Origin of the sequence: Planobacterium oryzisoli (genome assembly GCF_015354315.1) — a bacterium.
Lineage (GTDB): Bacteria > Bacteroidota > Bacteroidia > Flavobacteriales > Weeksellaceae > Planobacterium_A > Planobacterium_A oryzisoli.
Window position 1 is genome coordinate 139,365 of record NZ_JADKYY010000003.1, and the last position, 23,452, is coordinate 162,816.

Annotated in this window: 21 protein-coding genes; 15 read left to right on the forward strand and 6 right to left on the reverse strand. The window is 46.6% G+C overall.

The window, feature by feature from the left end; translation table 11 throughout:
- Positions 1-75 precede the first annotated feature (75 nt).
- From IC612_RS03475 to IC612_RS03515, 9 genes are all read left to right on the forward strand, one after another.
- The gene (locus IC612_RS03475; RefSeq protein ID WP_194738783.1) at positions 76-513 is read left to right on the forward strand and encodes a hypothetical protein; all 438 of its coding nucleotides are present in this window, start codon (positions 76-78) and stop codon (positions 511-513) included.
- Between the two features lie 20 nt (positions 514-533).
- The gene (locus IC612_RS03480) at positions 534-1,526 is read left to right on the forward strand and encodes an aspartate-semialdehyde dehydrogenase (RefSeq protein WP_194738784.1); all 993 of its coding nucleotides are present in this window, start codon (positions 534-536) and stop codon (positions 1,524-1,526) included.
- 57 nt (positions 1,527-1,583) lie between these two features.
- Positions 1,584-2,591, forward strand: a complete 1,008-nt coding sequence (locus IC612_RS03485; protein ID WP_194738785.1) for a cation diffusion facilitator family transporter — start codon at positions 1,584-1,586, stop codon at positions 2,589-2,591.
- Positions 2,592-2,638: 47 nt separating this feature from the next.
- The gene (locus tag IC612_RS03490; protein ID WP_194738786.1) at positions 2,639-3,670 is read left to right on the forward strand and encodes an aminoglycoside phosphotransferase family protein; all 1,032 of its coding nucleotides are present in this window, start codon (positions 2,639-2,641) and stop codon (positions 3,668-3,670) included.
- The gene (locus IC612_RS03495) at positions 3,660-4,070 is read left to right on the forward strand and encodes a RapZ C-terminal domain-containing protein (RefSeq protein ID WP_194738787.1); all 411 of its coding nucleotides are present in this window, start codon (positions 3,660-3,662) and stop codon (positions 4,068-4,070) included. Before IC612_RS03490 ends, IC612_RS03495 begins: the two co-directional genes overlap by 11 nt.
- A 42-nt stretch (positions 4,071-4,112) precedes the next feature.
- On the forward strand, positions 4,113-4,823 hold the full coding sequence (locus tag IC612_RS03500; protein ID WP_194738788.1) for a nucleotidyltransferase family protein: 711 nt from the start codon (positions 4,113-4,115) through the stop codon (positions 4,821-4,823).
- Entirely contained in the window at positions 4,824-5,582 is a 759-nt protein-coding gene (locus tag IC612_RS03505; protein WP_194738789.1) for an LOG family protein, read from the forward strand.
- A gap of 61 nt (positions 5,583-5,643) precedes the next feature.
- Complete coding sequence (locus IC612_RS03510) at positions 5,644-6,114, forward strand: DUF6702 family protein (RefSeq protein ID WP_194738790.1); 471 nt, start codon at positions 5,644-5,646, stop codon at positions 6,112-6,114.
- Positions 6,115-6,132: 18 nt separating this feature from the next.
- Positions 6,133-6,564 (forward strand): nucleoside deaminase, encoded by a 432-nt coding sequence (locus IC612_RS03515; RefSeq protein ID WP_194738791.1) that lies wholly within the window; start codon positions 6,133-6,135, stop codon positions 6,562-6,564.
- Here IC612_RS03515 and IC612_RS03520 read toward each other — a convergent pair whose 3' ends face one another.
- Together IC612_RS03520 and IC612_RS03525 are read right to left on the reverse strand one after the other, a co-directional pair.
- The gene (locus IC612_RS03520) at positions 6,565-7,329 is read right to left on the reverse strand and encodes a type III pantothenate kinase (RefSeq protein WP_194738792.1); all 765 of its coding nucleotides are present in this window, start codon (positions 7,327-7,329) and stop codon (positions 6,565-6,567) included.
- Positions 7,330-7,353: 24 nt separating this feature from the next.
- A complete protein-coding gene (locus tag IC612_RS03525) occupies positions 7,354-9,198 on the reverse strand; it encodes a M1 family metallopeptidase (protein ID WP_194738793.1) in 1,845 nt (614 codons plus the stop codon).
- Between the two features lie 140 nt (positions 9,199-9,338).
- On the opposite strand from IC612_RS03525, the gene IC612_RS03530 reads away from it, so the two are divergent.
- On the forward strand, positions 9,339-10,733 hold the full coding sequence (locus IC612_RS03530) for an aspartate kinase (RefSeq protein ID WP_194738794.1): 1,395 nt from the start codon (positions 9,339-9,341) through the stop codon (positions 10,731-10,733).
- A 31-nt stretch (positions 10,734-10,764) separates the two neighbouring features.
- Here the strand turns inward: IC612_RS03530 and IC612_RS03535 are convergent, their stop codons facing one another.
- Both IC612_RS03535 and IC612_RS03540 read right to left on the reverse strand, forming a co-directional pair.
- The gene (locus tag IC612_RS03535; RefSeq protein ID WP_194738795.1) at positions 10,765-12,453 is read right to left on the reverse strand and encodes a DUF6909 family protein; all 1,689 of its coding nucleotides are present in this window, start codon (positions 12,451-12,453) and stop codon (positions 10,765-10,767) included.
- Between the two features lie 90 nt (positions 12,454-12,543).
- Positions 12,544-13,746 carry an NAD(P)/FAD-dependent oxidoreductase gene (locus IC612_RS03540; RefSeq protein ID WP_194738796.1) on the reverse strand — a complete coding sequence of 401 codons (1,203 nt, stop codon included), beginning with the start codon at positions 13,744-13,746 and terminating at the stop codon, positions 12,544-12,546.
- A gap of 212 nt (positions 13,747-13,958) precedes the next feature.
- Between IC612_RS03540 and IC612_RS03545 the strand changes: the two genes are divergently transcribed.
- From IC612_RS03545 to IC612_RS03560, 4 genes are all read left to right on the forward strand, one after another.
- Positions 13,959-16,160, forward strand: a complete 2,202-nt coding sequence (locus IC612_RS03545) for a glutamine synthetase III family protein (protein WP_194738797.1) — start codon at positions 13,959-13,961, stop codon at positions 16,158-16,160.
- Positions 16,161-16,591: 431 nt separating this feature from the next.
- Positions 16,592-17,260 (forward strand): NlpC/P60 family protein, encoded by a 669-nt coding sequence (locus IC612_RS03550; protein WP_194738798.1) that lies wholly within the window; start codon positions 16,592-16,594, stop codon positions 17,258-17,260.
- Positions 17,261-17,402: 142 nt separating this feature from the next.
- Positions 17,403-17,720 carry a hypothetical protein gene (locus IC612_RS03555; RefSeq protein ID WP_194738799.1) on the forward strand — a complete coding sequence of 106 codons (318 nt, stop codon included), beginning with the start codon at positions 17,403-17,405 and terminating at the stop codon, positions 17,718-17,720.
- A 149-nt stretch (positions 17,721-17,869) separates the two neighbouring features.
- Positions 17,870-20,515, forward strand: coding sequence for a TonB-dependent receptor (locus IC612_RS03560; RefSeq protein WP_194738800.1), 2,646 nt, complete (start codon positions 17,870-17,872; stop codon positions 20,513-20,515).
- 98 nt (positions 20,516-20,613) lie between these two features.
- Here IC612_RS03560 and msrB read toward each other — a convergent pair whose 3' ends face one another.
- Positions 20,614-21,054, reverse strand: coding sequence for a peptide-methionine (R)-S-oxide reductase MsrB (gene msrB / locus IC612_RS03565; protein ID WP_194738859.1), 441 nt, complete (start codon positions 21,052-21,054; stop codon positions 20,614-20,616).
- A gap of 125 nt (positions 21,055-21,179) precedes the next feature.
- Here msrB and IC612_RS03570 point away from each other — a divergent pair, with 125 nt between their 5' ends.
- Positions 21,180-22,433 (forward strand): DUF445 domain-containing protein, encoded by a 1,254-nt coding sequence (locus IC612_RS03570; RefSeq protein WP_194738801.1) that lies wholly within the window; start codon positions 21,180-21,182, stop codon positions 22,431-22,433.
- Here the strand turns inward: IC612_RS03570 and IC612_RS03575 are convergent.
- Positions 22,430-23,440, reverse strand: a complete 1,011-nt coding sequence (locus IC612_RS03575; protein ID WP_194738802.1) for a quinone-dependent dihydroorotate dehydrogenase — start codon at positions 23,438-23,440, stop codon at positions 22,430-22,432. The genes IC612_RS03570 and IC612_RS03575 overlap by 4 nt on opposite strands.
- Between the last annotated feature and the right edge of the window lie 12 nt (positions 23,441-23,452).

A 23,452-nucleotide genomic window follows, 5' to 3' on the forward strand; every position in this document is an offset into this window, starting at 1 on the left:
CGAAGTGCACACAATGGAAATCCCGGCTTTTAGTCGGGATTTTTTTTATATTTGCACCACACATAAAAACTACACATGGACACATTTTACATCATGCTTCAAGCCCACCGAGGTTTTGCTTATTTGTTACTTGTATTAACAGCCGTATTTGTTGTTTCCCTTCTCATGGCCATGTTCGGCTACAGTGGAAACATTTCCAAACTCCTTAGAAAATCTACCCTTTTTACCATGATTTTCTTTCACCTTCAGGCTCTTGTAGGACTGGTAATGCTGTTCTTCTTCTCGCCTGGTTTCAAAGCAGCCCGGGAGCAAGGAACACTTATGAGTGATTCGGTAAGCCGTAACACCTATGTAGAGCATCCCTTTGCAATGATAGTAGCAGCAGTGCTGCTTACCATTTTAAATAAAAAATTAAAAACGAACGAGAAGCTATCCATGGGTATGGTAGCCATGGGACTAATAGCCGTAGCACTTATGATGTGGGCGTTCCAATGGTCGCGTTTGTTTGCTTAAATAAATAAAACTTAGTTGAGATGAAAGTAGCAGTTGTTGGCGCTACCGGGATGGTGGGCCAGATAATGTTGAAGGTTCTTAGTGAAAGGAAATTTCCAATTAGCGAACTTATACCGGTTGCATCCGAGAAATCGGTGGGAAAAGCGGTTACCTACGAAGGTGCCGCGTACCCTATCGTATCTATGAAGGATGCCATTGAGAAAAGGCCCCAACTTGCACTATTTTCCGCCGGAGGAGAGACCTCCCTGCAGTGGGCTCCACAGTTTGCAGAACACGGAACCTTTGTAGTGGATAATTCCTCTGCATGGCGTATGGATCCTTCCAAAAAACTAGTAGTACCGGAAATCAATGCGCAGGTCCTACAGTCCGAGGATAAGATTATCGCAAACCCCAACTGCTCCACTATACAGCTTGTAATGGTACTGCACCCACTAAACCAGGTGTACAACATCAAACGTGTTGTAGTATCCACATACCAGTCTGTAACAGGCACCGGTAAGGCAGCTGTGGATCAACTAAACTCGGAAATTGCTGGCGATGCTTCCGCACAGAAGGTATACCCCTACGAAATATTCAAGAATGCACTTCCCCAATGCGATGTTTTTGATGAGATGGATTATACCAAAGAAGAGCTCAAGCTTATGCGCGAGCCCAAAAAAATTATGGGAGACAATACCTTTTCTCTCACAGCCACAGCGGTACGTGTTCCCGTACAGGGAGGACACTCCGAGAGCGTCAACATTGAATTTGAGAACGAATTTGATCTGAAAGATGTAGTGGATTTGTTGCGTAACACACCGGGGGTGGAAGTGATGGACGACGTGAAAAACAAGATTTACCCAATGCCTTTATACAGTGAAGGTAAAGACGAGGTATTTGTGGGAAGAATACGCAGGGATCCTTCTCAGCCCAATACTTTAAATCTTTGGATTGTTGCTGATAACCTGCGAAAAGGTGCCGCTACCAACGCGGTGCAAATTGCCGAGTATCTTCTTTCCAAGAACCTAATTTAACAGACCCGCCTCAAGGCGGGTTTTTTGTTAGAAATATAAAACTGTTTAGTGTACATCATGCAAACTTCCAATACAGCGACCCCTAGTAATTTCAATTTCCAGCGAAATGTGGCCTTAGCCGGAGTGTTGCTTTTTCTGGCAAAACTATTTGCTTGGCATACTACCGACTCCGATGCTATCTACTCCGACGCCATGGAAAGCATTGTTAATATTCTTGCTGCTTTTATGGGACTTTACTCGCTGTATCTTGCATCCAAGCCAAAAGACCACGACCATCCTTATGGGCACGGGAAAGTAGAGTTTATTACCTCGGGAATAGAAGGCGCCCTAATTATATTTGCTGGCATACTTATCATCCTCCAAGCCTCCGATTCGCTACTTCATGGAAACACACTGAAAAAATTGGATTGGGGGATTGCAATCATAGCAACCACGGCACTTCTCAACTATGTATTGGGATACCTTTCCATACAGAAAGGAAAACAGAGTCATTCCATGGTACTGGAGAGTTCGGGCAGACACTTGCAGACCGACACCCTATCGACCGTGGGCGTCGTTTTGAGCTTAATTTTGGTCAATCTTACAGGTTACTACTGGGTGGATGCGTTAACTGCAATGGGGTTTGCACTCTTTATCATGTTTACTGGATACAAGATTGTGCGCAAATCTTTAAGTGGGATAATGGATGAAACCGACGTGGGCATGCTGGAAGAAATAGCGCAAATACTTTCCCAGTCCAGGCGCTCCCAGTGGGTGGACATTCATAATGTCCGTGTGCAGCAGCACGGCAGTGACATCCACGTGGACGGCCATATAACGCTCCCCTATTATTATACCCTACGCCACGCACACCAAGAAATGGAGGAGGTGATGCAGCTTTTGGAAGGACATACTACTCGGGCGATTGAATTCAACCTTCACATGGACGATTGCAAAGAATTTTCCTGCAAGATATGCTCGTTAACTGAATGCCCACTCCGTACCCATCCTTTTGAAAAGCAGGTGGATTGGACGCTGGGCACAATCACCCAAAAGGACAAGCATACACTAGAGACTGCCTCATAACACTACAACGAACCTGCTGGAGGTCACCCATCGAAGAATCCCTAGTAATGTTTATATTTGCATTCGCTATGGCTACACCACAAACACGCATCACCAGTTTCTTTTATGGCTATTTTAATAAATACCCCGATGCGGTTGTGCCTCTCTCCCCAAGTGGATCGGCGAGAGAGAACTTCATCATACGTTCAGGAGAGGAAAAATTTGTAGCGACCTACAATGAGAACATTAAAGAGAACCATAGCTTCTTTTATTTCTGCAGCCTGTTTGAGACTCTGGAGCTTCCCGCTCCAAAGGTCTTTCACATAGATACCTCAGAGAAACTCTACCTACAATCTTATGTAGGAGATGAAACGCTTTCCGATGTGATAGCTAAAGAAAAATCAAGTCCTCGCGTTCGCAATTTAGTACGCGTCTCCCTTGAAAATTTGGTAATGCTCCAGCAGCGAACGCTGGGTCAGGTAGACTACTCCAAAACCTTTGAATACACCTCCTACGATCGCCTCACCATCACCCACGATCTTTATTATTTCAAATTCTTTTTCGCAGATATCCTTGCAGTGCACTACCCAAAAGGGTTGCTTCTTAAAGAATTGGAGGCACTAAGTTCGCAGGTGTCGCAGCAAGGACCTAAAGTTCTGATGCTTCGTGATTTTCAGGCCAGGAACATTATGGTAGGCCCAACGAACAAGCCCTCCTTCATTGATTTTCAAGCCGCTATGGAAGGACCAGCGCTCTACGACGTAGTTTCGCTCCTTTATCAGGCCAAAGCCAATTTTTCTTCGGAGTTTCGGCAAGAAATGTTGGAGTATTTCATAGCACTTTATCCTAAAGGAGTTGAACAAGAACAGCTACGTAGATCATTGGAACCACTGGTACTACTTCGCCAGTTGCAGGTTCTAGGAGCCTACGGCTTACGGGGCCTGATTGAGAGAAAGCCTCACTTTCTAGAAAGTATTCCGCAGGGAATTCGAAACGTAATACTTACTGCCAACCAATGGACTGGCATGAATAAGTACCCCACTCTGCTGGGAATTATAAACCAACTTGAAGCTATTTACCAAAAAAAATATGCACGATAAACTACACATTGAGATTCAGAGTTTTTCTTACAAGAAAGGCGGAATTCCTACCGACCAGACAGAGAACGGAGGAGGGTTCGTATTCGACTGCCGCGGTATTTTAAACCCTGGAAGGATTGAGCGCTATAAAGAGCAGACGGGCAGGGATATTGAAGTTGCCCACTATTTAGAGGAGAACACTCTGATGCCCCAATTCCTGCAACATATTACAGCCTTACTTTCAATTACCATTGATAATTATATCGCACGTGATTTTAAGAGCCTGAAAGTCAATTTCGGTTGTACCGGCGGGCAGCACCGCTCCGTTTATTGCGCGGACTATACTGCGAAATTTATTGAACAAAAATACCCCATGGTAGCGGTAACAGTACGCCACAATGAACAACCTCAATTAATTTAAGTATATTGCCTCTACAAAAATCCAGATAACTTACTTTAAAGAATGAAAGCCATGATATTTGCGGCCGGAAAAGGCACTCGGCTGCAACCCTTTACGTTGCACCATCCCAAAGCCTTGGCGAAGGTCAATGGAGTCGCATTACTGGAGCGGAACATCCTTTATCTTAAGTCTTTTGGAATTGAAGAAATCATAATTAACATACACCATTTCGGAGAGCAAATTGAGGCATTTTTAGACGCGAACAAAGACTTCGGCTGTACCATTCATCTCTCCGCCGAAAAAGAGCTCCTAGAAACCGGTGGCGGGATGATGCTTGCAAAACATTTCCTACAAGGAAGCGAAAGCTTTTTAGTTATGAATGCAGATATCCTTACAGACCTGGACCTTCGTCCGCTGATAGCACAGCACCAGGCAAGTGGAGACCTTGCCACTTTAGCTGTCTCTTCACGTACGAGCAGCCGCTCACTTCTCTTTGACAAAAACAACCATTTGTGTGGATGGAAAAACACTGCCACTGCCGAAGAAATTCGCTCTGCCAGTAGAGCACCAGTAACTAGTTATGCATTTAGTGGTATACACTGTATACAACCTACACTTCTTACACTGCCACATCCCAAGGGCGCTTTCTCTATAATGAATTCGTATTTGGACTTAATGGACAAGTTTCCGATAGGTGCCTTTGTGCACCATTCCGTTTTGGTGGATGTGGGCAAAATAAGTTCCATTGCAGAGGCCGAAAAACATTTTAAATAAATGAGTAAAATTAAAAGAGGTAAGGGTCTTACCAAAGTAATATCAGGACCTGAAACAGAAATAGACCAGCGTGTCCAATACCATTTTCAGGAAAAAACCTGGGATGAGACAATCACTAAAGACAGTTGGATGGTCTTTAAAGTGATGGCAGAGTTTGTAGATGGCTACGAAAAAATGGCAAAGATTGGTCCTTGCGTTTCCATCTTCGGTTCTGCACGAGTAAAGGAAGGGGATCCGTCGTATGAAATGGCGGTGGAAATCGCTGAGAAAATTACCCGACTGGGATTTGGGATTATCACTGGTGGCGGCCCGGGTATAATGGAAGCCGGTAACAGGGGTGCCAGACAAGCGGGTGGAAAATCCATTGGCCTAAATATTGACCTTCCCTTTGAGCAACATTTCAATCCCTATATAGACAAACACTACTCAATGGACTACAACTATTTCTTTGTCCGTAAAGTTATGTTTGTGAAATATTCCCAAGGATTTGTAGTAATGCCGGGTGGGTTTGGCACCTTAGATGAGCTTTCCGAAGCCATCACCCTTATTCAGACGCTTAAGATTGCGCGTTTCCCCATTGTTCTGGTCGGCTCCAAATTCTGGAACGGACTCCTGGACTGGTTTAAAAATACTTTGCTGGAAGAAGGCATGATATCGGAAGAAGATCTTAAACTCTACCGCGTGGTGGATACCGCTGATGAGGCCGTTGCACACATCAAGGCGTTCTATGATAAATACTCTATAAATGTAAATTTCTAGAATTGGCATATTATTTGACCCTTTCGCTGTAAATTATGGCATAATAGTTTTTACACACAAAATGAAATTAAAAATTTATATACTTTCTTTATTTTCCCTTCTTCTGCTTTCCAGCTTTACCCTGGCGGATTTCTTCTCCTCCATGACTAAAGTGGATTACGTGGAAGGAAATAAAACACTGAAATTCACCACCAAACTCAATACCGAGCATATTTCCAATGCAATAAAAATACGCCCCGAAACGGCAGGTTTTGAGGCCGAGGTAAAGAGATACGTCAATAAAAACTTTGATGTATTTGTCAATGGAGGGGCAAAGAACCTGACGTTTACAGGCTCCCAGGTTAACGGAGAGTCCGTTTGGGTCTATTTTGAAGCACCGGGCGTAGGAGATATAAATACTCTTCGAATCCGAAATGCTATCCTTCTAGAGACGTATCCACGCCAATTCAATGTGGTGAATGTGGCCTACAGAGGACAGCAAAAAACCATGAATTTCACGCGGGGCAGGGAAACCAGTCAGGTCGAATTCTAAAGAAAGGCGAGAGACACCATGTTTGACGACGCGTACTATATGCGCCAGGCTTTGCAGGAAGCCCAAAAAGCAAAGGAGCAAGACGAAGTTCCCGTGGGCTGCGTAGTGGTATCCGACGGGCGCATTGTTGCCAAAAGCCACAATCTTACCCAAACCCTTAACGATGTGACTGCCCATGCAGAAATGCAGGCCATTACTGCTGCTGCAAACTATCTGGGTGGAAAATACTTACGGAACTGTACGATGTATATAACCCTTGAACCCTGTACGATGTGCGCGGGGGCTCTTTCGTGGTCTCAGATTACAAGAGTGGTTTACGGCGCCCAGGACCCTAGTCGTGGCTACCAGAATTTTGGACTGTCCTTACATCCAAAAACAACCGTACAGGGGGGCGTTCTCCAGGAGGAGTGCAGCGAACTGCTTCTGGATTTTTTTCGTTCTAAACGCTAACTATCTGCTGCCCAGGTAATAAAGACCTTTAAGGGTATGAAGCCGGTCGGCCACGTGAATTTTTTCCGTCAGCGGCTTATAGACGTGCGATACCCCACCGGTGGCAATTACATGACACTCCTGGCCCACATGTGCATTGATTCGGTCCACAAACCCCTCGACCATTCCAAGGAACCCGTACACCATACCACTCTGCATACAGCTTACTGTATCGAGTCCTAGGATAGACTCGGGTAGTACTAGCTCAATTTCGGGGAGCTGCGCTGTCTCATCGACCAGTGATTTAAGCGATGTGATGATGCCCGGAGCGATAATTACTCCTAAAGTATCCGCATCCTGATTAATACAGCTCACCGTCAGAGCCGTTCCAAAATCCATGACAATCTTTGTTTTCCCAGGATATAAATGGTGGGCAGCCACCAGATTCGCGTAGATGTCCGTACCCATCTGGCGCGATTTAGGGGCCACTGCCGAGGGGGTATTGCGATCGACCAGAACCGCCGAAATTCCTTGGGACTGATGGATTTTTTCCAGTGCGCGCACGATATCGTGGGTGAGCTGCGGCACCACAGATCCCACAATAATCCGCTCCACTTTTTCAATCTCTATCTTATAGCTTTGGTAAAGCATAAGAAACTGTACGAAAAGCTCGTCGCGGGTACGGTATGGTTTGGTATTGATGATCCAGGAGGTCTCGCATAGGTCCTCCTTGAAAAGGCCAAAGCGGATATTGGAATTACCGATATTTACTACCAGGGTGTGCATACAAGTGGTTTTTTGCTCAAACAACTACTTTACTTCTACCGTATTGTCCTCAAGGTTAATATCGGCCAGTCTCTGCGAGAAGTCAATTCCCAGGGCTGCTATCTGCTCTTTTGTAAAAGGCACCGTAAATGTATATTCATTTTGCGTCCACGGCCAGTACGGTAGGGTAGCGAACGAGCCGTAAATATCATTCTTCTTCCACTCCCTAGTCATATTCATAGGAATATGGTAATTGATCACGGTATTGTCCCGGGTAAGGATGCTAAAATCAATCGGCATAGGGACCTGCCCTTTATTCTGCAGTGTAATGGTGGTGGAAGAGACATCGTACTGCACATTCTTTACAGCATAGTCAATGGTTTTGGTCGTATTTATCCAGTAGTGGTAAAACCATTTCAGATCCATCCCCGAGAGTTTTTGCGCAATGTGCATAAAATCCCTGCCGGTAGAGTGCTTCATTTTCCACTGGTTGAAATATTCTTTCATTATCAGTTTAAGAGTGGGCTCTCCCACGATATAGCCCAGTTGGACAAGGAACGTTTCCCCTTTCACATAACTTGCAATGCTGTACGCCCGTCCGTCGTCGTGGTGGTCCGCTAAATACACTGCCGGTTCTTCCTTTCCTGTTTTGGTAAAGTTCGCATACCCGCGAAGAGAACCTACAAAAGGGTTGGGTTGCGGTTCTTTGGGTGGGAATAACTGGCTCATCACCAGGGTTTCTGCATAACTGGTGAATCCCTCATCCATCCACGGGCTCATACTTTCATTGGTAGCCAGCATATGCTGAAACCACATATGCGCTCCTTCATGCACCATAAGACCTACCAGACTCTCCAGGCTTCTGTGTTCCCCCAGTATCATCGTGGTCATCCCGTATTCCATTCCACCGTCTCCCCCCTGTACAAAGGAGTAGGTAGGATACTGGTACGGACCGAAAGTAGCATTCATAATTTGGAAAAACTTCGTAATGTGGGGTTTGCTCTGCTCCCAAAATGCAGTCTTTTCTGATTTCTGGTATACATAGGTAACCTCCGGTCCTCCCAGAACCGTGAACTGCTCTACCGTGTAATCACGGTCTGCGGCCCATGCAAAATCCAGAAGGTTTTTAGCGCTCCACTTCCAAGTGGCTTTTCCATCTGCTGAGGACTTAACATTCGCACCAGGTACATATCCCTTAACTTCTCCGGGGTTCAGTAGCGTGCCTCCGGCGCCAATGACATAATCTTTGTCTATTTTGATCTGCACATCGAAATCGGAAAACGGGGCATGGAACTCTCTTCCAATATAGTCAAACGTGGCCCAGCCGTCGTAATCGTATTCAGCAATTTTTGGAAACCACTGGGTCATGGTCATATCAATTCCTTCCCTGTTATTGCGTCCCGAGCGGCGAATCTGCATAGGGATTACAGCATCCCATTCCATAGTGAATTGCGTAGTGGCACCGGGCTTTATAGGATCGGCCAAAACCACCTTCATAATCGTTTCCTGCACTTCAAACTTGAGTGATTTACCCCCTTGTTTGATCCAGTGTATATTTTGCGCCCCTGCCTGCTCCTCAGGAATACCGGCCAGGCGTGAAACTCCGTTTTGCTGCAGTCTGCTGTCCCCATTGGGAATCTGGTTCTGTACTCTTTGGTCCATCATCGATCCCGCCCTAAAGGCATTCCAGTACAAATGAAAATAAACTACTTTGAGTTCGTCCGGAGAATTATTGGTATAGGAAAGAGACTGCTTGCCCTTGTAGGTGAAATTGGCAGCGTCTACATCAATCTCCATCTTATACTTTGCCTGCTGCTGGTAGTAAGGACCTTGTTGGCCATATAGGGCGGCGGTAAGTAAAATGAGAAATACAGAAAGAATTCGATTCATCAGGATTTAATTTTGAGTGGGAAGATACACAATTTTTGAAAAATTCTTTTCCCTACACTTGGGTTTCCTGTAGCTCCGGGGGCGTTTGATGCCTACTATCCAAAATAGTTTGTAATTTTGCACGCGCAATCCCATCCCATATGTTAACAGTAGAGAAAATAGGCGGCACCTCCATGAGTCAGTTTGACCAGGTGCTGGAAAATATCATCCAGATCAATAGTCCCCAAATACCGAAAAACAACCGCATTTTTGTAGTATCGGCCTACAGTGGGGTGACCAACTGGCTACTGGAACATAAGAAAACGGGGGAACCGGGCGTGTATAACTATTTTCTCCGTGGCGAGGATTTTTCCGCGCCGCTTTTCGCCCTCTTGCAGCGCCTTCTGGAAATAAACACTACCCTGGTGCCTCTGGGTCTTGATCTTGCAGCGGCCAATGCGTTTATCACAGAGCGAATTAAACAGGCAGAGACCATGCTCAAGAGCCTTAGTCAGGTACTGGCCTCGGGTTACGTACTGGAAAAAGACATCCACCTGGCCGCGCGTGAAATCCTGGCCTCTATTGGTGAGGCGCATTCGGCGTTTAATTCCACGAGCATCCTTACGAACCACAACATACCGGCGCGCATGGTGGATTTGTGTGGATTTGAAGACAATCATGCCTATACCATTGACGAGCGTATTCACTACGGATTGCAAGGAATTGATTTTACCCAAGGGATCTGCATTGCCACCGGCTACACGAAAGGTACCGAGGGCATCATGCGCGCTTTTGACCGCGGCTACTCCGAGGTCACTTTCAGTAAGATCGCCGTAGAAGTGCAGGCCGATGAGGCAATTATACATAAAGAATACCACCTCTCCAGCGCAGACCCGGGAATTGTTGGGGTGGAAAACTGCGTCCCGGTAGGTCTAACCAATTTCATTGTAGCCGACCAGCTGGCCGACATCGGTATGGAAGCCATTCACCCCAAAGCGGCTAAGCCCCTGGAACTAGCCGGAATCAACATCCGTATCAAAAACACCTTTGAGCCCCTCCACGACGGCACCCTAATCTCCAAGGACTACCAGTCGCCGACTCCCAAAGTGGAAATTGTTTCGGGATCCAACCAAATGCTGGCCGTAGAAATCCACGATCCGTTAATGGTAAGCGAAGTGGGCTACGATGCGCGCATAATGGAGTATTTTATGCGCTACGGCATCAGCTACGTGCTCAAATCCACCAACGCCAACTCTATCACAATGGTCGTTTGGGACACTCCGGTGGCACGGGAAATGATCGAAGTACTTAAAGAAAATTTCTATCAGGTAAACTTCATCGAGGCCGCCATGGTCTGCGCTATGGGCACCAACCTCTCCGGTCCGGGTTTTCTGTACCGGGCCACCAAAGCCCTGTACGAAAACGGAATCAACATCGAGTGCTACGGACAGTCCTTGATGCAGGTGAATCTCCAGTTTGTGCTTTTACGTGCGAGCTACAACGATGCCATCCGCGCCCTGAACGCTAGTCTATGCACCCCAGGTGCCAACAAGTAAAAAGGGCTGCGCAAAGGCAGCCCTGTAGCATTTAGTTCTCGGGGGACCCCACGGAGGAGCCCAGAATTTTCTCTAGAATCTTAAGGGTAATAAGGTAGGTGGGTTTTACGCCCGTCAGGCCAAGCCCGCCGGAAGAAAGCGTGCTTCCTGTCTCCAGGGGATTATCTGAGGCATAATAGGCATAGCACACAAAGAGATCGGGAGAAATATGGTGCCGTATTTTGGAGGCCACCTGAATCGCCTTGTGGTAATGTGCACCTTCCATTTCCAGTCCCACCGCCTTCCACGTAGTATTCATAAAATAGGAAAGGATGTCTTTATTCTGCAGGGACGTTCCCAGAACCGTGATCATCGAGCCTTCAAACGCTTTGATTTCTTCGTCTTTGAAATCTTCGAGTTTGAGCGCGTTTTCAAATACGTAATTATCCGCTGTCCCCTCGAAGATATGGGAAGTAGGTATCATGATGTCCCCTTTGGAACCGGTAAGAATCCCGGCCTTACCCATGATGGATATGGACTTTACTTTCATAGTGTAAACCTCTCCATTATGTTCGTAGGGTCTAAGCAGTTCGTCCATTACTTCGTAGGCCTGCTCCCCGAAGGCATAATCAAAAACCAACACCACATCCTCGCCCTGAAAATTGCAGTGGGCAAAAGGCGTCTTAGAGAGGTCCGTTTTCTGTAGATCGATGATCTGTACATCAATGTTACTGCCGCTCTGGTCGTCGATATAGATAAGTCCCTGCTTTTGGGAATAGTCCAGGATTTTCTCCTGCAGAGAGCGGGTATTGGAAATCTGTTCGTACAGGGAATAGTCTACCTGGCCCTGAAAGGGTTTACCAAGCGAGTTGTTGGCATAGAGCATATTTTTTACCGAGTGCATATTGGCCGAAATTATATGCAGTGGCCGCATATGCAGCTTGTTTTCGGCCAGAACCTGCTTGATGCTGTTGGCCCACCGTTCTCCGAAAAGGTGGTGCCCGACGCGCTCTCTTAAAATAGCACTGAAAAATACCTCCCGCTCTCTGATGCCTTTCAGATCGTCCAGGCTGGCCTTTCCCAAGTAGTATATGATTTTAAACAAGCGGTCCGGATTCTCATCGTCACCAAAGTTATTGTAGGCTGCAAGCACTTCATCGAAGGTTCTGCCCAATAGTGAGGAGAGGTGTATGAGTGCTACTTCCTTCTCTTTCCGGCTCATTTTGGCCTCGCCGGTGGCCACCTGCTCAATGATTTTCCAGGCGCGGCTCGGTTTGTAGTCTTCGTCCTTTCTAAAGCCCAGCTCGCGGATCTTGTCCGCCTCTATATAGAGAAAGGTCAGGTGGGTGAGTATATCGTAGATTTCAGAGCGCCCCAAGAGCACCTCTATATTCATCTGGTGCTGGTCAATGCGGTAGCAGTTCCGTCTTCTTTTCTTGGGTACAATTACCTCAAAACTTCCTTTCTCAAAACCTTCATCGGAGGTGAGATGTACAAAGGCCGTTTCTTCGATTCCTTCCGGCAGACGGTCCAGGACATAGAGAAGACCATCGAGCTCCACTTTATTGGAAATGCTCATGGAACCATAAATCTCAGGAGAAATAATCATTAGTAGATTTCGGATGGTATCACCCGATACGCCGCCTGGCTTGAAGAATCCGCGGTAGAACAAGTGACGCATAGTCACATATAACCTTTCAATCGCTTCGGTTGTTTCGCGGGCCCGTAAGTTTGTTGCCATAAATTATATATCTTGTTTTTTAGTTTATAATAGATGACGCACAAAGTTACTACATTTCTTCCTTACAACCACCATAGAAAGGTGGCCGCATTAGCGACGAAATCGAAAGTACTTAGCCAATGGATGCTCCTTACCCTTCAGATGCGTACTTACTAAATCCATTCCTATCACCGAGAAGGTAATACCGTTGCCTCCGAATCCCAAAACAAAGTAGGCGCCGGGAAAATTGGGGTGCTCTCCTATATAAGGAAGACCGTCCTTAGTCTCCCCAAACGTTCCCGCCCAGGAAAAATCAATACGCAGGGGCGTTTTGGGAAGATGTTTGGAAAGGGTCTTTGCCAGTTTTTCACTCTTCTTGGATAGCAGCTCATCGCGTTTCTTGGCGTCTGTAAAATCCTCGTCCTCCCCGCCGATAAGAATTCTATTATCGTCGGTGGTACGCATATAAAGATAGGGATCGGCTGTATTCCAGACAAGTAGCGCTTCCAGGGCGGATTGTTCGCTCTGGCGTTCCCCCACTACCGCATAGGTGGAAAGAAGCTGCACGAAATTGTCCTTTATAAGCTCCGTACTTTCAAACCCGGTGCAGTAGATGATCTTCTTTGCCTTGATCGTGTTTCCGTACTGGGTCACTACACGCACGCCTGTTTTCTTATAGGTAACCTCTTCTATTTCGGTCTTGTCGTAAATATCAAGGCCTTTATTGTGGTTGTATTTAAGGATGTCATGGGCAAGCTGGAAGGCATCGATACTGCCGCCCTGGTCGGAGAGAATCCCCCCGTGGGTACTGGCGATCCCGTAGCGCTCCTCTATCTCTTCCGGTTCTAGCCACTCCACAGGAAAACCCGCTTTGCGACGGGCCTTGAACTCCTTCTTTAGCCACGGCACGTCCTTTTTGTACGATGCGAAGTACAACGATTTCTTTTTCTTGAAGCCGCACTCAGAGCCCACCTCCCTGCAGATATCGCCCAGAGTGTCTATCGAATCGTAGCAGGCCCAATAACTCTTTTCCGCGCCGGTTTCCCCGATCATCTCCTTTAGCTCGTGCAAAGCCACGTCAATTTCGTACTGCAGCATGGAGGTGGTGGCGGATGTACTTCCGTTACACACCTCGCGGCGGTCCAGTACCGCCGTGCGGTATCCGTCCTTAATGGCTTGGTGGGCAATCAGGCTACCGGTGATGCCGGCCCCTACGATGAGCACATCTACTTCCAGTTCTCTATCAAGCGAAGGATAACTCTCCAGAATACCGTTCTTTACCAACCAAAAAGGCTCCGATGTTTTGAGTTTCATGTTTTATTTCAAAAATACTAGGCGCCTCCGGTGTGCTGCTTACAGTATTTGTCTATTATATTACAAAGTATGTTATAGAAACTGGATATGCTCCAAAAACCACAAACCGCACTAAAAAATCAAAAAATTTTAGATTACCCCCTAAAAACATAGGGGTATTCATTTTTTTTATTGGTTTTTTATCTACATTTGCATCATTAAACAACCGTTATATGTCCACACTACGTTTCAAAGCTTTAGCGCAACTCCCTTTTATTGATTTCAGAAAAGACAATGCCGTGGAAGTTCCCAAGAAACTCTCAGAGCTCTTCTGTGAGAATGTGTTCTCCGAGGAAACCATGCGTAATTACCTTACTAAAGAGGCCTTTACCTCTATTCAGGATGCGATCAAACGCGGGACCAAAACCCCGCGCCATATTGCCGACCAGATTGCCGTCGCCATGAAGGACTGGGCGCTTTCCAAGGGTGCCACCCATTACACCCACTGGTTCCAGCCCCTTACCGGCTCTACGGCGGAAAAACACGACAGCTTTTTTACTCCATTTGAGAGCGACCGTGCCATTGAGCGCTTTAACGGTAGTATGCTCATTCAGCAGGAACCCGACGCCTCTTCCTTTCCCAATGGAGGCATACGCAACACCTTCGAAGCCCGCGGTTATACCGCCTGGGACCCAACTTCCCCGGCTTTTATCATAGGAACCACCCTATGTATTCCCTCCATCTTCATATCCTATACCGGAGAGACGCTGGACTACAAGACGCCCCTGCTTCGCGCCCTCTCGGCCGTGGACGATGCGGCTACCGACGTATGCAGGACCTACTTTGATAAGAACGTCACGAAAGTAACGGCTACCCTGGGCTGGGAGCAGGAATATTTCCTTATCGATACGGCGCTCTACCAATCCAGACCGGATTTGATTCTCACGGGCCGCACCCTGCTGGGCCACTCCCCTGCAAAAGGCCAGCAGCTGGACGACCACTACTTTGGATCCATTCCTACCCGGGTGATGAATTTCATGAAGGAACTCGAGATCGAGTGCATGAAACTCGGCATTCCTGTAACTACAAGACATAATGAAGTCGCTCCGAATCAGTTTGAGCTGGCCCCGATGTTTGAAGAGACCAATGTGGCAGTGGACCACAACTCCCTGTTGATGGATATAATGGCACGTGTGGCACACAAACACCATTTCCATATCCTATTTCACGAAAAACCGTTTAAAGGTGTGAACGGCAGTGGCAAGCACAACAACTGGTCCCTTGCTACCGATACGGGAGAAAATCTACTGAGTCCTGGGAAGAACCCCAAGAAGAATCTTCAGTTTCTGACCTTTTTTGTAAACTCGCTAAAGGCCGTGCAGGAGTATTCGGATCTACTGCGCTGCAGTATTGCCTCGGCAAGCAACGACCACCGCCTCGGAGCCAACGAAGCGCCTCCAGCGATCATCTCGGCGTTCATCGGGTCGCAGCTCTATTCCGTTCTTGAAGAACTCGAAAAGGTTACCAATGGAAAACTAAGCCCGGAAGAAAAAACCGAGTTGAAACTTAACGTTGTAGGTAAGATTCCGGAAATACTCCTGGACAATACCGACCGGAACCGAACCTCCCCTTTTGCCTTTACCGGGAACAAATTCGAATTCCGCGCTGTGGGCTCTTCGGCAAACTGTGCAGAACCCATGACCGTGCTTAATGCGATCGTGGCCAAGCAGCTACGTACCTTTAAAAACCAGGTGGAAGAACTTATTGCAGGCAGCAAGTTAAAGAAAGACGAGGCCATCTTCAACGTCTTAAGGGAATACATTAAGGAATGCAAGAACATTATGTTTGAGGGGGATGGGTACTCGGATGATTGGGCCAGCGAAGCGGAAAAGCGTGGTCTTAGCAATTTGAAAACCACGCCGGAGGCTCTTAAGATGGAACTAAATGAAAAATTTGTTTCCCTGTACGAAGAGCTGGGCATTTACAACCACAGAGAATTTGAAGCCCGTAACGAGATCAAACTGGAAAAGTACGCCGCAGAAATCGATATCGAGGCCAAGGTCTTAAGCGATATCGCGCGAAACCACATCATTCCTGCAGCCCTATACTACCAGAACCGACTGATCGACAATGTAAAAGGTCTGAAAGAGATTTTCTCAGAGAGTGAATACGGCGACCTTGCAAAAGACCAAATGGATATTATCCGAAGTATCTCCTACCATGTATCTGAGATCAAGGTGGGTGTGGATGAACTTCTCCAGGCAAAGGAAGATGCGAATAGTACGCACAATGCACAGGAAAAAGCCGAACGCTTCTGTAACGAAGTAAAGCCGCGCTTTGATAAAATAAGAGAAGCAAGCGATGCGCTGGAAATGCTCGTAGACGATGAGCTTTGGCCTATGACCAAATACCGAGAACTGCTTTTCACGCGTTAAGAAAACGTTCCTTCTTAAGTAGCAACCCTCAGGAAATTTTCCTGGGGGTTTTTCTATATTTTTCTTCTAGGGCACAATACCCCGAAATAGCGTGATTCTATACCTTTTATAGGACGAAAACACACTTATAACAGCATAACAAATGTATAATGTCCTCGCAAATAGCACATTACACAATTATAGGCAGAGCTTATATAATTAATAGAAATTGACTATGAAATGTTAAAAACTCTTAATAAAAAAAATGGCCGCAGCACCTAAACAAAGGGACTACGGCCGGTTTTTTTTTAACATACCAAAATAATATGTTAAAATGTGTTAAAAGCAGCTTGGCAAAAAAGCAAAAAACAGCTTGTTTTTGAGCTATTATCTACATTTGTCTTGTCAAAAATCAAAGTAAATAACTTTTTAACACAGATAATCAAATATATATGAAGAAAAGAGTTCTATTTTATCTGACTGTAATTACTTCAGTATTTTCATTACAATCTTGCGTTTCCAACTACGTTGTATCACAACCAACTACATACAAATCAGATGCCAAACTACAGCCCGTTTCACTTAATGCTGTAGCACTTGAGAAAAAAGAATTATCTCCGTCCAAGCAAATCGATATGGCGCTTGCATCCATTGAGAAAGTGAACAGGAATGCAGAAATCCACAAGACAATACTTTTCGAAAAAAAGATGGACGATCTTCTTGCAGAGGCAGAGTCCTATCTGGGCGTTCCGTACCGTTACGGGGGGACCACTCGCAGTGGAATTGACTGCTCTGCATTCGTATTGTCTGTATTTGAAGACACCATGGGAATGGATCTGCCGCGCGTAGCAGCAGCACAGGCCCAACAAGGAGAACGCGTTTCTAAGGAAGACATGAAAAAAGGAGACCTGGTCTTTTTCTCCCGCGGAGGACGCATTTCCCATGTGGGTATTGTCCATGATGTAGATGCAAGCGGTGAGGTGTATTTTATCCATGCAGCTACTTCCAGAGGCGTGATGATTTCTCCATTAAGTGACCGCTACTGGGGTCCTAAGTTCCGATTTGCAAAAAGGGTGATTACCGACAATTCGATCGACTATTCTCAACTAGCTCAGAATTAATCATAATAAATAATTGATAGATTAAGCCACCGCCTTTGCGGTGGTTTGTTTTTTTTGTAAATTTGGCCACACCACCGTAAAGCAAATACTACACATAGTACTTTTACTTGCCACCGGCATTATGCTTTTAATGCCTGGGAGCATGCTTGCGAATTATTCTCAGAATCCAATGTCCTGCTGCGAAAAAGAGCAGCCCGTAGAGACAGAAAGCTGCCACGCTAAAAAAGATACCTCTTCTGAGAAAGGCTGTGGCGACCACCAGGATTCGGACTGCAATTCACAGTGCTGCTTAAGCTGTATCAGATGCCATAGCGTACACACGCTTTTAAGCGTGGTAAAAGTGCTTTCTTGGCAGACTATGGCAGCAACGGCTGAGAATACCTCTAATTTCTCGTACGTGCATCCGGCGCTTTCCAGTACAGGTCCGGAGATATGGCAACCCCCTAAAATCTTTAGTTAATTACCCGCTGCACTCCCTTTGGGAACGTGTACCGGATACTTTATGCCTTGGGATTTCTTGTGCTTTGCACACGATTCTACTCCCATGCTATCAAGCGAGCCCTTCCAGGGCCGGCTTCAGCCAATCCAATTAACTAAAAATTTAATGACATGTCGTTTTTTATTAAAAAAACCACCCTTTTAATGGTCCTCTTACTTTCTGCTTTAAGCTTTGCTCAGCAGCTTACTACATTGCAATTCGAAGTAAAAGGAAACTGCAGTATGTGTAAAGAGCGTATTGAGACTACAGCCAAGACTTTAGGTGCCCATTCTGCACAGTGGTCCGCTTCTTCACAAAAACTAACCATAGAACTGGACTCTTTAAAGACCAATCCAGAAAAAATCCTGCAGGGCATTGCTCGTGCAGGCCACGATAATGAACTCTTTACTGCGCCCGACGATGTATACAGCGCGCTACCCAGCTGCTGCCTCTATGAGCGTGAAACCACCTCCCAATCCACACAGCTTAGCCAAGAGCAGTTTTTTGTGAAAGGAAACTGTGATATGTGTAAAGCGCGTATTGAAAATGCTGCGCTAAGTGCAGGCGCCAAAGCCGCCACCTGGGAAGCACACAACCAAACCCTTGTACTCTCCCTGGACGGTAGCATCTCTGCCGACACGATACTAAAGGCCATCGCACAGAGCGGGCATGATAATCAGCTCCATACAGCCCCTGACGAAGTCTACAAAGCGCTTCCTTCCTGTTGCCTGTACGATAGAAAGGCCCCGTTAGGTAAAGTAACCCACCTGGTGCATTCCGACAGAAAACCTCAGGTACAGGACCACGTTGACCATTCGGACCACGTTGATAAATCCATCGAAGGGGTAAGCATCACCAAAGCACAGGCCGCGACGAGCCTAAGTAACAAGAGCGCCGGTCTGGTTTTCAATATCTCTGAAAAGGAACTTTTAAAAGCGGCCTGCTGCAACCTGGCGGAAAGCTTCGAGACCAATGCGACCGTAGATGTAGCATTCAGCAATGCGGTGACTGGAACCAAACAGCTTAGAATGCTGGGCCTGGATCAAAAATACACCTCCCTTACTAAAGAGCTTCTTCCCGAAATCAGAGGTCTTGCCAGTGCGTACGGCCTTAATTTTATCCCGGGGCGGTGGATCCAAGGGATTCAACTCACCAAAGGAGGCAGTACTGTAACGGCAGGGTACGAAAGCATCACCGGCCAGATCAATACCGAACTTTTGAAATACGGCAGCGAACCGGAGACCGCACTTAACCTCTTTAGTGATATTAACGGAAGAAACGAGCTAAATATTACCAATACTTCTCCGCTCAGCACCAAATGGAACCAAAGTATCCTTCTCCATGCCAATGCGACGGTAGGAAAAATGGACTACAACGACGATGGTTTTCTGGACCAGCCTACAGGATCGCAGCTCAATATGACCTACCTGTTAAATTATAACGACCTGGAAAAAACCGGATGGGGTTCGCATTTTGGAATTAATGTTCTCAGCGACCAGCGCTACGGGGGACAAACGGACTTTGAGAGAAATGTACCGCAGAGTGAGCAGACCCCCTATGGAGTCGGAATTAAGATTGATCGGGCACAGTTATGGAACAAAACTGGGTATATTTTCAAAGGAAAACCCTACCAGAGCATTGGGCTAATGAACCAGTTCACCTTCCATGAGCAAAACAGTTTCTATGGACCAAGAACCTACCAAGGAAAACAAAACACTTTCTTTTCCAATTTGATTTTTGAAAGCATACTTGGGAATACCAACCATAAGTATAAGGCAGGGGCCAGCTTTCTGTACGATAAGTACGACGAAACCTACCTGCAAAACCCCTACATGCGGAGCGAATCGGTACCTGGTCTATTCTTTGAGTACACCCTTACGGGCCTGAAATACACCCTAGTGGCAGGCGCCCGAACGGATTTTCATAATCTGGCAGGTACACAGTTCACCCCGCGGGTAAATTTCAAGTACGATATTACCCCCCAGCATATACTGCGCCTTTCCGCAGGCAAGGGATTTAGAACCGCCAATGTGTTTGCAGAAAGCCAGGCGTATTTCGCCTCCAACCGGGAAATCGTCATAACGCCCAGTGGCGGATCCATATACGGTTTAAAGCCTGAAATTGCATGGAACTACGGCGCCAGCCTTCAAAACCAGTTTAAGCTCTTTGGAAGAACCGCCTCACTGGTGACCGATTTCTTCCGTACCGATTTTACCGATCAGGTAGTCCTGGACCTGGACCAGTCGACCCGACAGATCCATTTTTACAATCTGGACGGAAGTTCCTTTGCCAACAGTCTGCAGACGCAGCTCGATCTAATTCCTTTACGCAACCTGGAACTGCGCCTTGCCTATAAGTACTACGATGTACAGACGGACTTTGCCAATGGCCGCAACAGCATTCCCTTTATTGCCAAGCACCGTGGTTTTGTAAATGCGGCGTACGCAACCCCGAAAAACAGCAAAGGAGGTTTCTGGAGTTTTGATACCACGCTTAATTTGGTTGGAAAACAACGTCTGGCGGATACTTCTATGAACCCAGTGGCGTTTCAGCTTCCTGAGTACAGCGACCCGTATTCCACGCTCAACGCACAGATTGCGCGTAATTTCACCGAAAAATTTCGCCTCTATGCCGGTGCGGAGAACCTGACGGGAACCATGCAGGACAATCCGATTATAGATGCCGCCAATCCATTTGGCAATTACTTTGATGCCTCTATGGTCTATGCCCCGATTATGCCAGCAAACGTGTATGTAGGTGTAGATATTGCCTTTTAGACCTACCCTACCTTTCTAAAGCAAACTGCCCCCTAAAAGTGTAGATACTTTATGGGGGCAGTTCGTTTTTAAGGGAGGGCTCTTTTTTAAACCGCCACTTACGGTTGGTCCGGTTCAAAATTTAAACTCACGGAGTTCATACAATAGCGCACGCCCGTGGGCGGTGGACCGTCATTGAAGACATGCCCTAAATGAGAATCGCACTTATTGCATACCACTTCAATGCGCTCCATACCGTGCGAGCTGTCTCGTAAGTACCGCACACCCCCCTTAATAGATTCGTAAAAGCTGGGCCACCCACAGGTGGATGCAAATTTCTGGTCGCTACGAAACAGATGATGACCGCACGCTGCACAGTAGTAGTTCCCTTTTTGGTCAAACTCATTGTACTTACCGGTAAAGGGTCTTTCGGTCCCCTTCTCACGAGCAATATAATACAGCTCGGGATTTAGCACTTTTTGCCACTCTGCATCGGAGAGCGTGACTTTTGCGGTATCGCCTTTTCTGTAGTATGGATTGCTTTTTGTATTTTCTTCCATCGAATTACTTTTTTGTGGTTGGTGTGGGCTACCGCATGCGACCAGTATCAGAAGCACGGAAGCCAGGATTGTATTATTCTTTATCAGATCTTTCACTACCAAACAAAATTATTAAATTTAAGTGCATGAAAACCATTAGCAACAACGAAAAAAAATATCTGCTTAATAGATATAAAGCATTAGCCACGGGACTGTTCCTGCTGATGGCCGTTGTGTTTGTGCTTAGCTCCTACCTGATAAGCGCGCATAGCATGCGGTGGCTTAGCTACGTTCGCGCATTCTCGGAGGCCGCCATGGTAGGGGCACTGGCAGACTGGTTTGCCGTCACGGCCCTCTTCCACTATCCTTTAGGACTAAAGATCCCGCACACCAATTTAATACAGAACAAGAAAGACCAGATAGGAGGCAATCTGGGGGATTTTGTTGTGAGTAATTTTCTGGCAACGGAGAATATTAGGCCGTACATAGCCCAGCTAAAAGTTTCCAACTATATGGCAAAATGGCTCTCTTCAGAGAGTAACCAGAAACTTCTGGTGAATGAAATAGCAGGGCACGTGGCGGGTATTTTAAACGAAATTGACCAGGATAAGGCAAAAGAATGGATAGCCTTACAGGGAAGGGAAATGCTGGACCTGGTGGATTTTGGAGAAATTCTGGGCTCGGGAATGCAGTACCTGCTGGAAGAGAATCTTCACCAATCCGCAGTAACGCAACTGAGCAGTAAAATCCGGGGGTTTATCTTGGAAAACCACGATCTTATCCGGACAAGGGTACAACAGCAAAGCTCCGCATTCATCCCGCGATTTATTGATAATTCCATAGCGGAAAAAATTACTTTAGGACTTGCCGAATATTTTCAGGAAGTAGAGGGGGATTCCGCACATCCCTTACGCGGTGAAATAGATGTGCAGCTGCAAAGGTATGCGCAAAACATGCGCAGCGATGAATCGTTAGAGAGGCATATTGAGTCCCTAAAACAGGGCATTTTGTCTAGCGACCGCTTGGATTCCTACAGCGGAGCGGTATTTTCTAAAGTAAAATCCACCCTAACCGATGAACTGACGCGTCAAGACTCCACACTGCTAAAATACCTTCGCGATAAAAGCGCAGATCTTGCCTATTCGCTGGAAAACGATCCGGTTCTGCAAAATAAGATAGACCGCTGGATACGTCTTACACTCTACCGCACCTTTTTAAGAAAAAAGCACTTGGCTTCGGCCCTGATAAGCCGCACCGTAGAAGGTTGGGAAGGAAAGGAACTGAGCGAAAAACTGGAACTGGAAGTAGGTAAAGACCTTCAGTTCATACGTATTAACGGCACACTAGTGGGTGGACTGGTAGGTCTTATAATTTATTCCCTTTCGCAGCTTTTCAGCTAGCTAACCTCCTTTAACAGCGCCTGATTGATCTCCCGAATCAGCTCGGGCCCCCGGTAGATAAACCCGGTATAGAGCTGTACAAGACTGGCCCCTGCCTGAAGTTTTTCCAGAGCATCCTGAGCACTTAAAATTCCTCCCACCCCTATTATTGGGAATGCACCGTTACTTTTTTCATGTAAGAACCGGATGACCTCTGTGGAGCGGTTTTTAAGCGGTGCGCCGGAAAGTCCCCCGGTCTCACTCTTTAAATGGGACTTAATTCCTGTGCGTCCGATGGTCGTGTTGGTGGCAATCACGCCGGCGATTTGGGTCTTATCCACGATATCAATAATATCCAGTAGCTGCCCATCGGTTAGATCGGGCGCGATCTTCAGCAGAATGGGTTTTGCTTTACTTTGCAATGCGTTGTGCGTCTGTAGCGAAGACAATAATTCCATAAGCGGCTCTTTCTCCTGTAGCTCCCTGAGGTTGGGAGTGTTGGGGGAAGAAACGTTCACTACGAAATAATCCACCACGGGATACAGTTGGTCATAACAGTACAGGTAATCCTCCACGGCCTTTTCGTTCGGGGTATCTTTATTTTTACCGATGTTTCCTCCAATAACCACGCCCGCATTCTTCTTTAAACGCCGCACGGCATCCTCTACTCCGTTATTATTGAACCCCATCCGGTTTATTATGGCCTCATCCTCCACCAGGCGAAACAAGCGCCGTGGTGGGTTTCCAGGCTGCGGCCGGGGCGTAAGGGTACCTATTTCAATGAATCCAAACCCCAATGCATCCAGCTCTTTAAAAGCGATCGCATCCTTATCCATTCCCGCAGCCAGACCTACAGGGTTCTTAAAGGTTATTCCAAAGACAGTGCGCTCCAGTCGCTTATCGGTAAGTGGTTTTGGAAGCAGCCAGGAAATGAGCCAGGAAAAGCGGCGCAAAAGTGCAAAGGTTACGTGGTGGGCTTTCTCCGGATCGAGAAGAAAAAGCAAGGGCTTGAGAACGCGGCTGTACATAATTGAAAAGTA

What these genes read in the sequence shown, in the direction of transcription:
- IC612_RS03560 (WP_194738800.1), top strand. Translation starts at nt 17,870, where the DNA reads ATGTCGTTTTTTATTAAAAAAACCACCCTTTTAATGGTCCTCTTACTT.
- msrB (WP_194738859.1), bottom strand. Translation starts at nt 21,054, where the DNA reads ATGGAAGAAAATACAAAAAGCAATCCATACTACAGAAAAGGCGATACC.
- IC612_RS03500 (WP_194738788.1), top strand. Translation starts at nt 4,113, where the DNA reads ATGAAAGCCATGATATTTGCGGCCGGAAAAGGCACTCGGCTGCAACCC.
- IC612_RS03545 (WP_194738797.1), top strand. Translation starts at nt 13,959, where the DNA reads ATGTCCACACTACGTTTCAAAGCTTTAGCGCAACTCCCTTTTATTGAT.
- IC612_RS03505 (WP_194738789.1), top strand. Translation starts at nt 4,824, where the DNA reads ATGAGTAAAATTAAAAGAGGTAAGGGTCTTACCAAAGTAATATCAGGA.
- IC612_RS03550 (WP_194738798.1), top strand. Translation starts at nt 16,592, where the DNA reads ATGAAGAAAAGAGTTCTATTTTATCTGACTGTAATTACTTCAGTATTT.
- IC612_RS03490 (WP_194738786.1), top strand. Translation starts at nt 2,639, where the DNA reads ATGTTTATATTTGCATTCGCTATGGCTACACCACAAACACGCATCACC.
- IC612_RS03480 (WP_194738784.1), top strand. Translation starts at nt 534, where the DNA reads ATGAAAGTAGCAGTTGTTGGCGCTACCGGGATGGTGGGCCAGATAATG.
- IC612_RS03540 (WP_194738796.1), bottom strand. Translation starts at nt 13,746, where the DNA reads ATGAAACTCAAAACATCGGAGCCTTTTTGGTTGGTAAAGAACGGTATT.
- IC612_RS03530 (WP_194738794.1), top strand. Translation starts at nt 9,339, where the DNA reads ATGTTAACAGTAGAGAAAATAGGCGGCACCTCCATGAGTCAGTTTGAC.
- IC612_RS03475 (WP_194738783.1), top strand. Translation starts at nt 76, where the DNA reads ATGGACACATTTTACATCATGCTTCAAGCCCACCGAGGTTTTGCTTAT.
- IC612_RS03495 (WP_194738787.1), top strand. Translation starts at nt 3,660, where the DNA reads ATGCACGATAAACTACACATTGAGATTCAGAGTTTTTCTTACAAGAAA.
- IC612_RS03570 (WP_194738801.1), top strand. Translation starts at nt 21,180, where the DNA reads ATGAAAACCATTAGCAACAACGAAAAAAAATATCTGCTTAATAGATAT.
- IC612_RS03535 (WP_194738795.1), bottom strand. Translation starts at nt 12,453, where the DNA reads ATGGCAACAAACTTACGGGCCCGCGAAACAACCGAAGCGATTGAAAGG.
- IC612_RS03515 (WP_194738791.1), top strand. Translation starts at nt 6,133, where the DNA reads ATGTTTGACGACGCGTACTATATGCGCCAGGCTTTGCAGGAAGCCCAA.
- IC612_RS03575 (WP_194738802.1), bottom strand. Translation starts at nt 23,440, where the DNA reads ATGTACAGCCGCGTTCTCAAGCCCTTGCTTTTTCTTCTCGATCCGGAG.
- IC612_RS03525 (WP_194738793.1), bottom strand. Translation starts at nt 9,198, where the DNA reads ATGAATCGAATTCTTTCTGTATTTCTCATTTTACTTACCGCCGCCCTA.
- IC612_RS03555 (WP_194738799.1), top strand. Translation starts at nt 17,403, where the DNA reads ATGCTTGCGAATTATTCTCAGAATCCAATGTCCTGCTGCGAAAAAGAG.
- IC612_RS03510 (WP_194738790.1), top strand. Translation starts at nt 5,644, where the DNA reads ATGAAATTAAAAATTTATATACTTTCTTTATTTTCCCTTCTTCTGCTT.
- IC612_RS03520 (WP_194738792.1), bottom strand. Translation starts at nt 7,329, where the DNA reads ATGCACACCCTGGTAGTAAATATCGGTAATTCCAATATCCGCTTTGGC.
- IC612_RS03485 (WP_194738785.1), top strand. Translation starts at nt 1,584, where the DNA reads ATGCAAACTTCCAATACAGCGACCCCTAGTAATTTCAATTTCCAGCGA.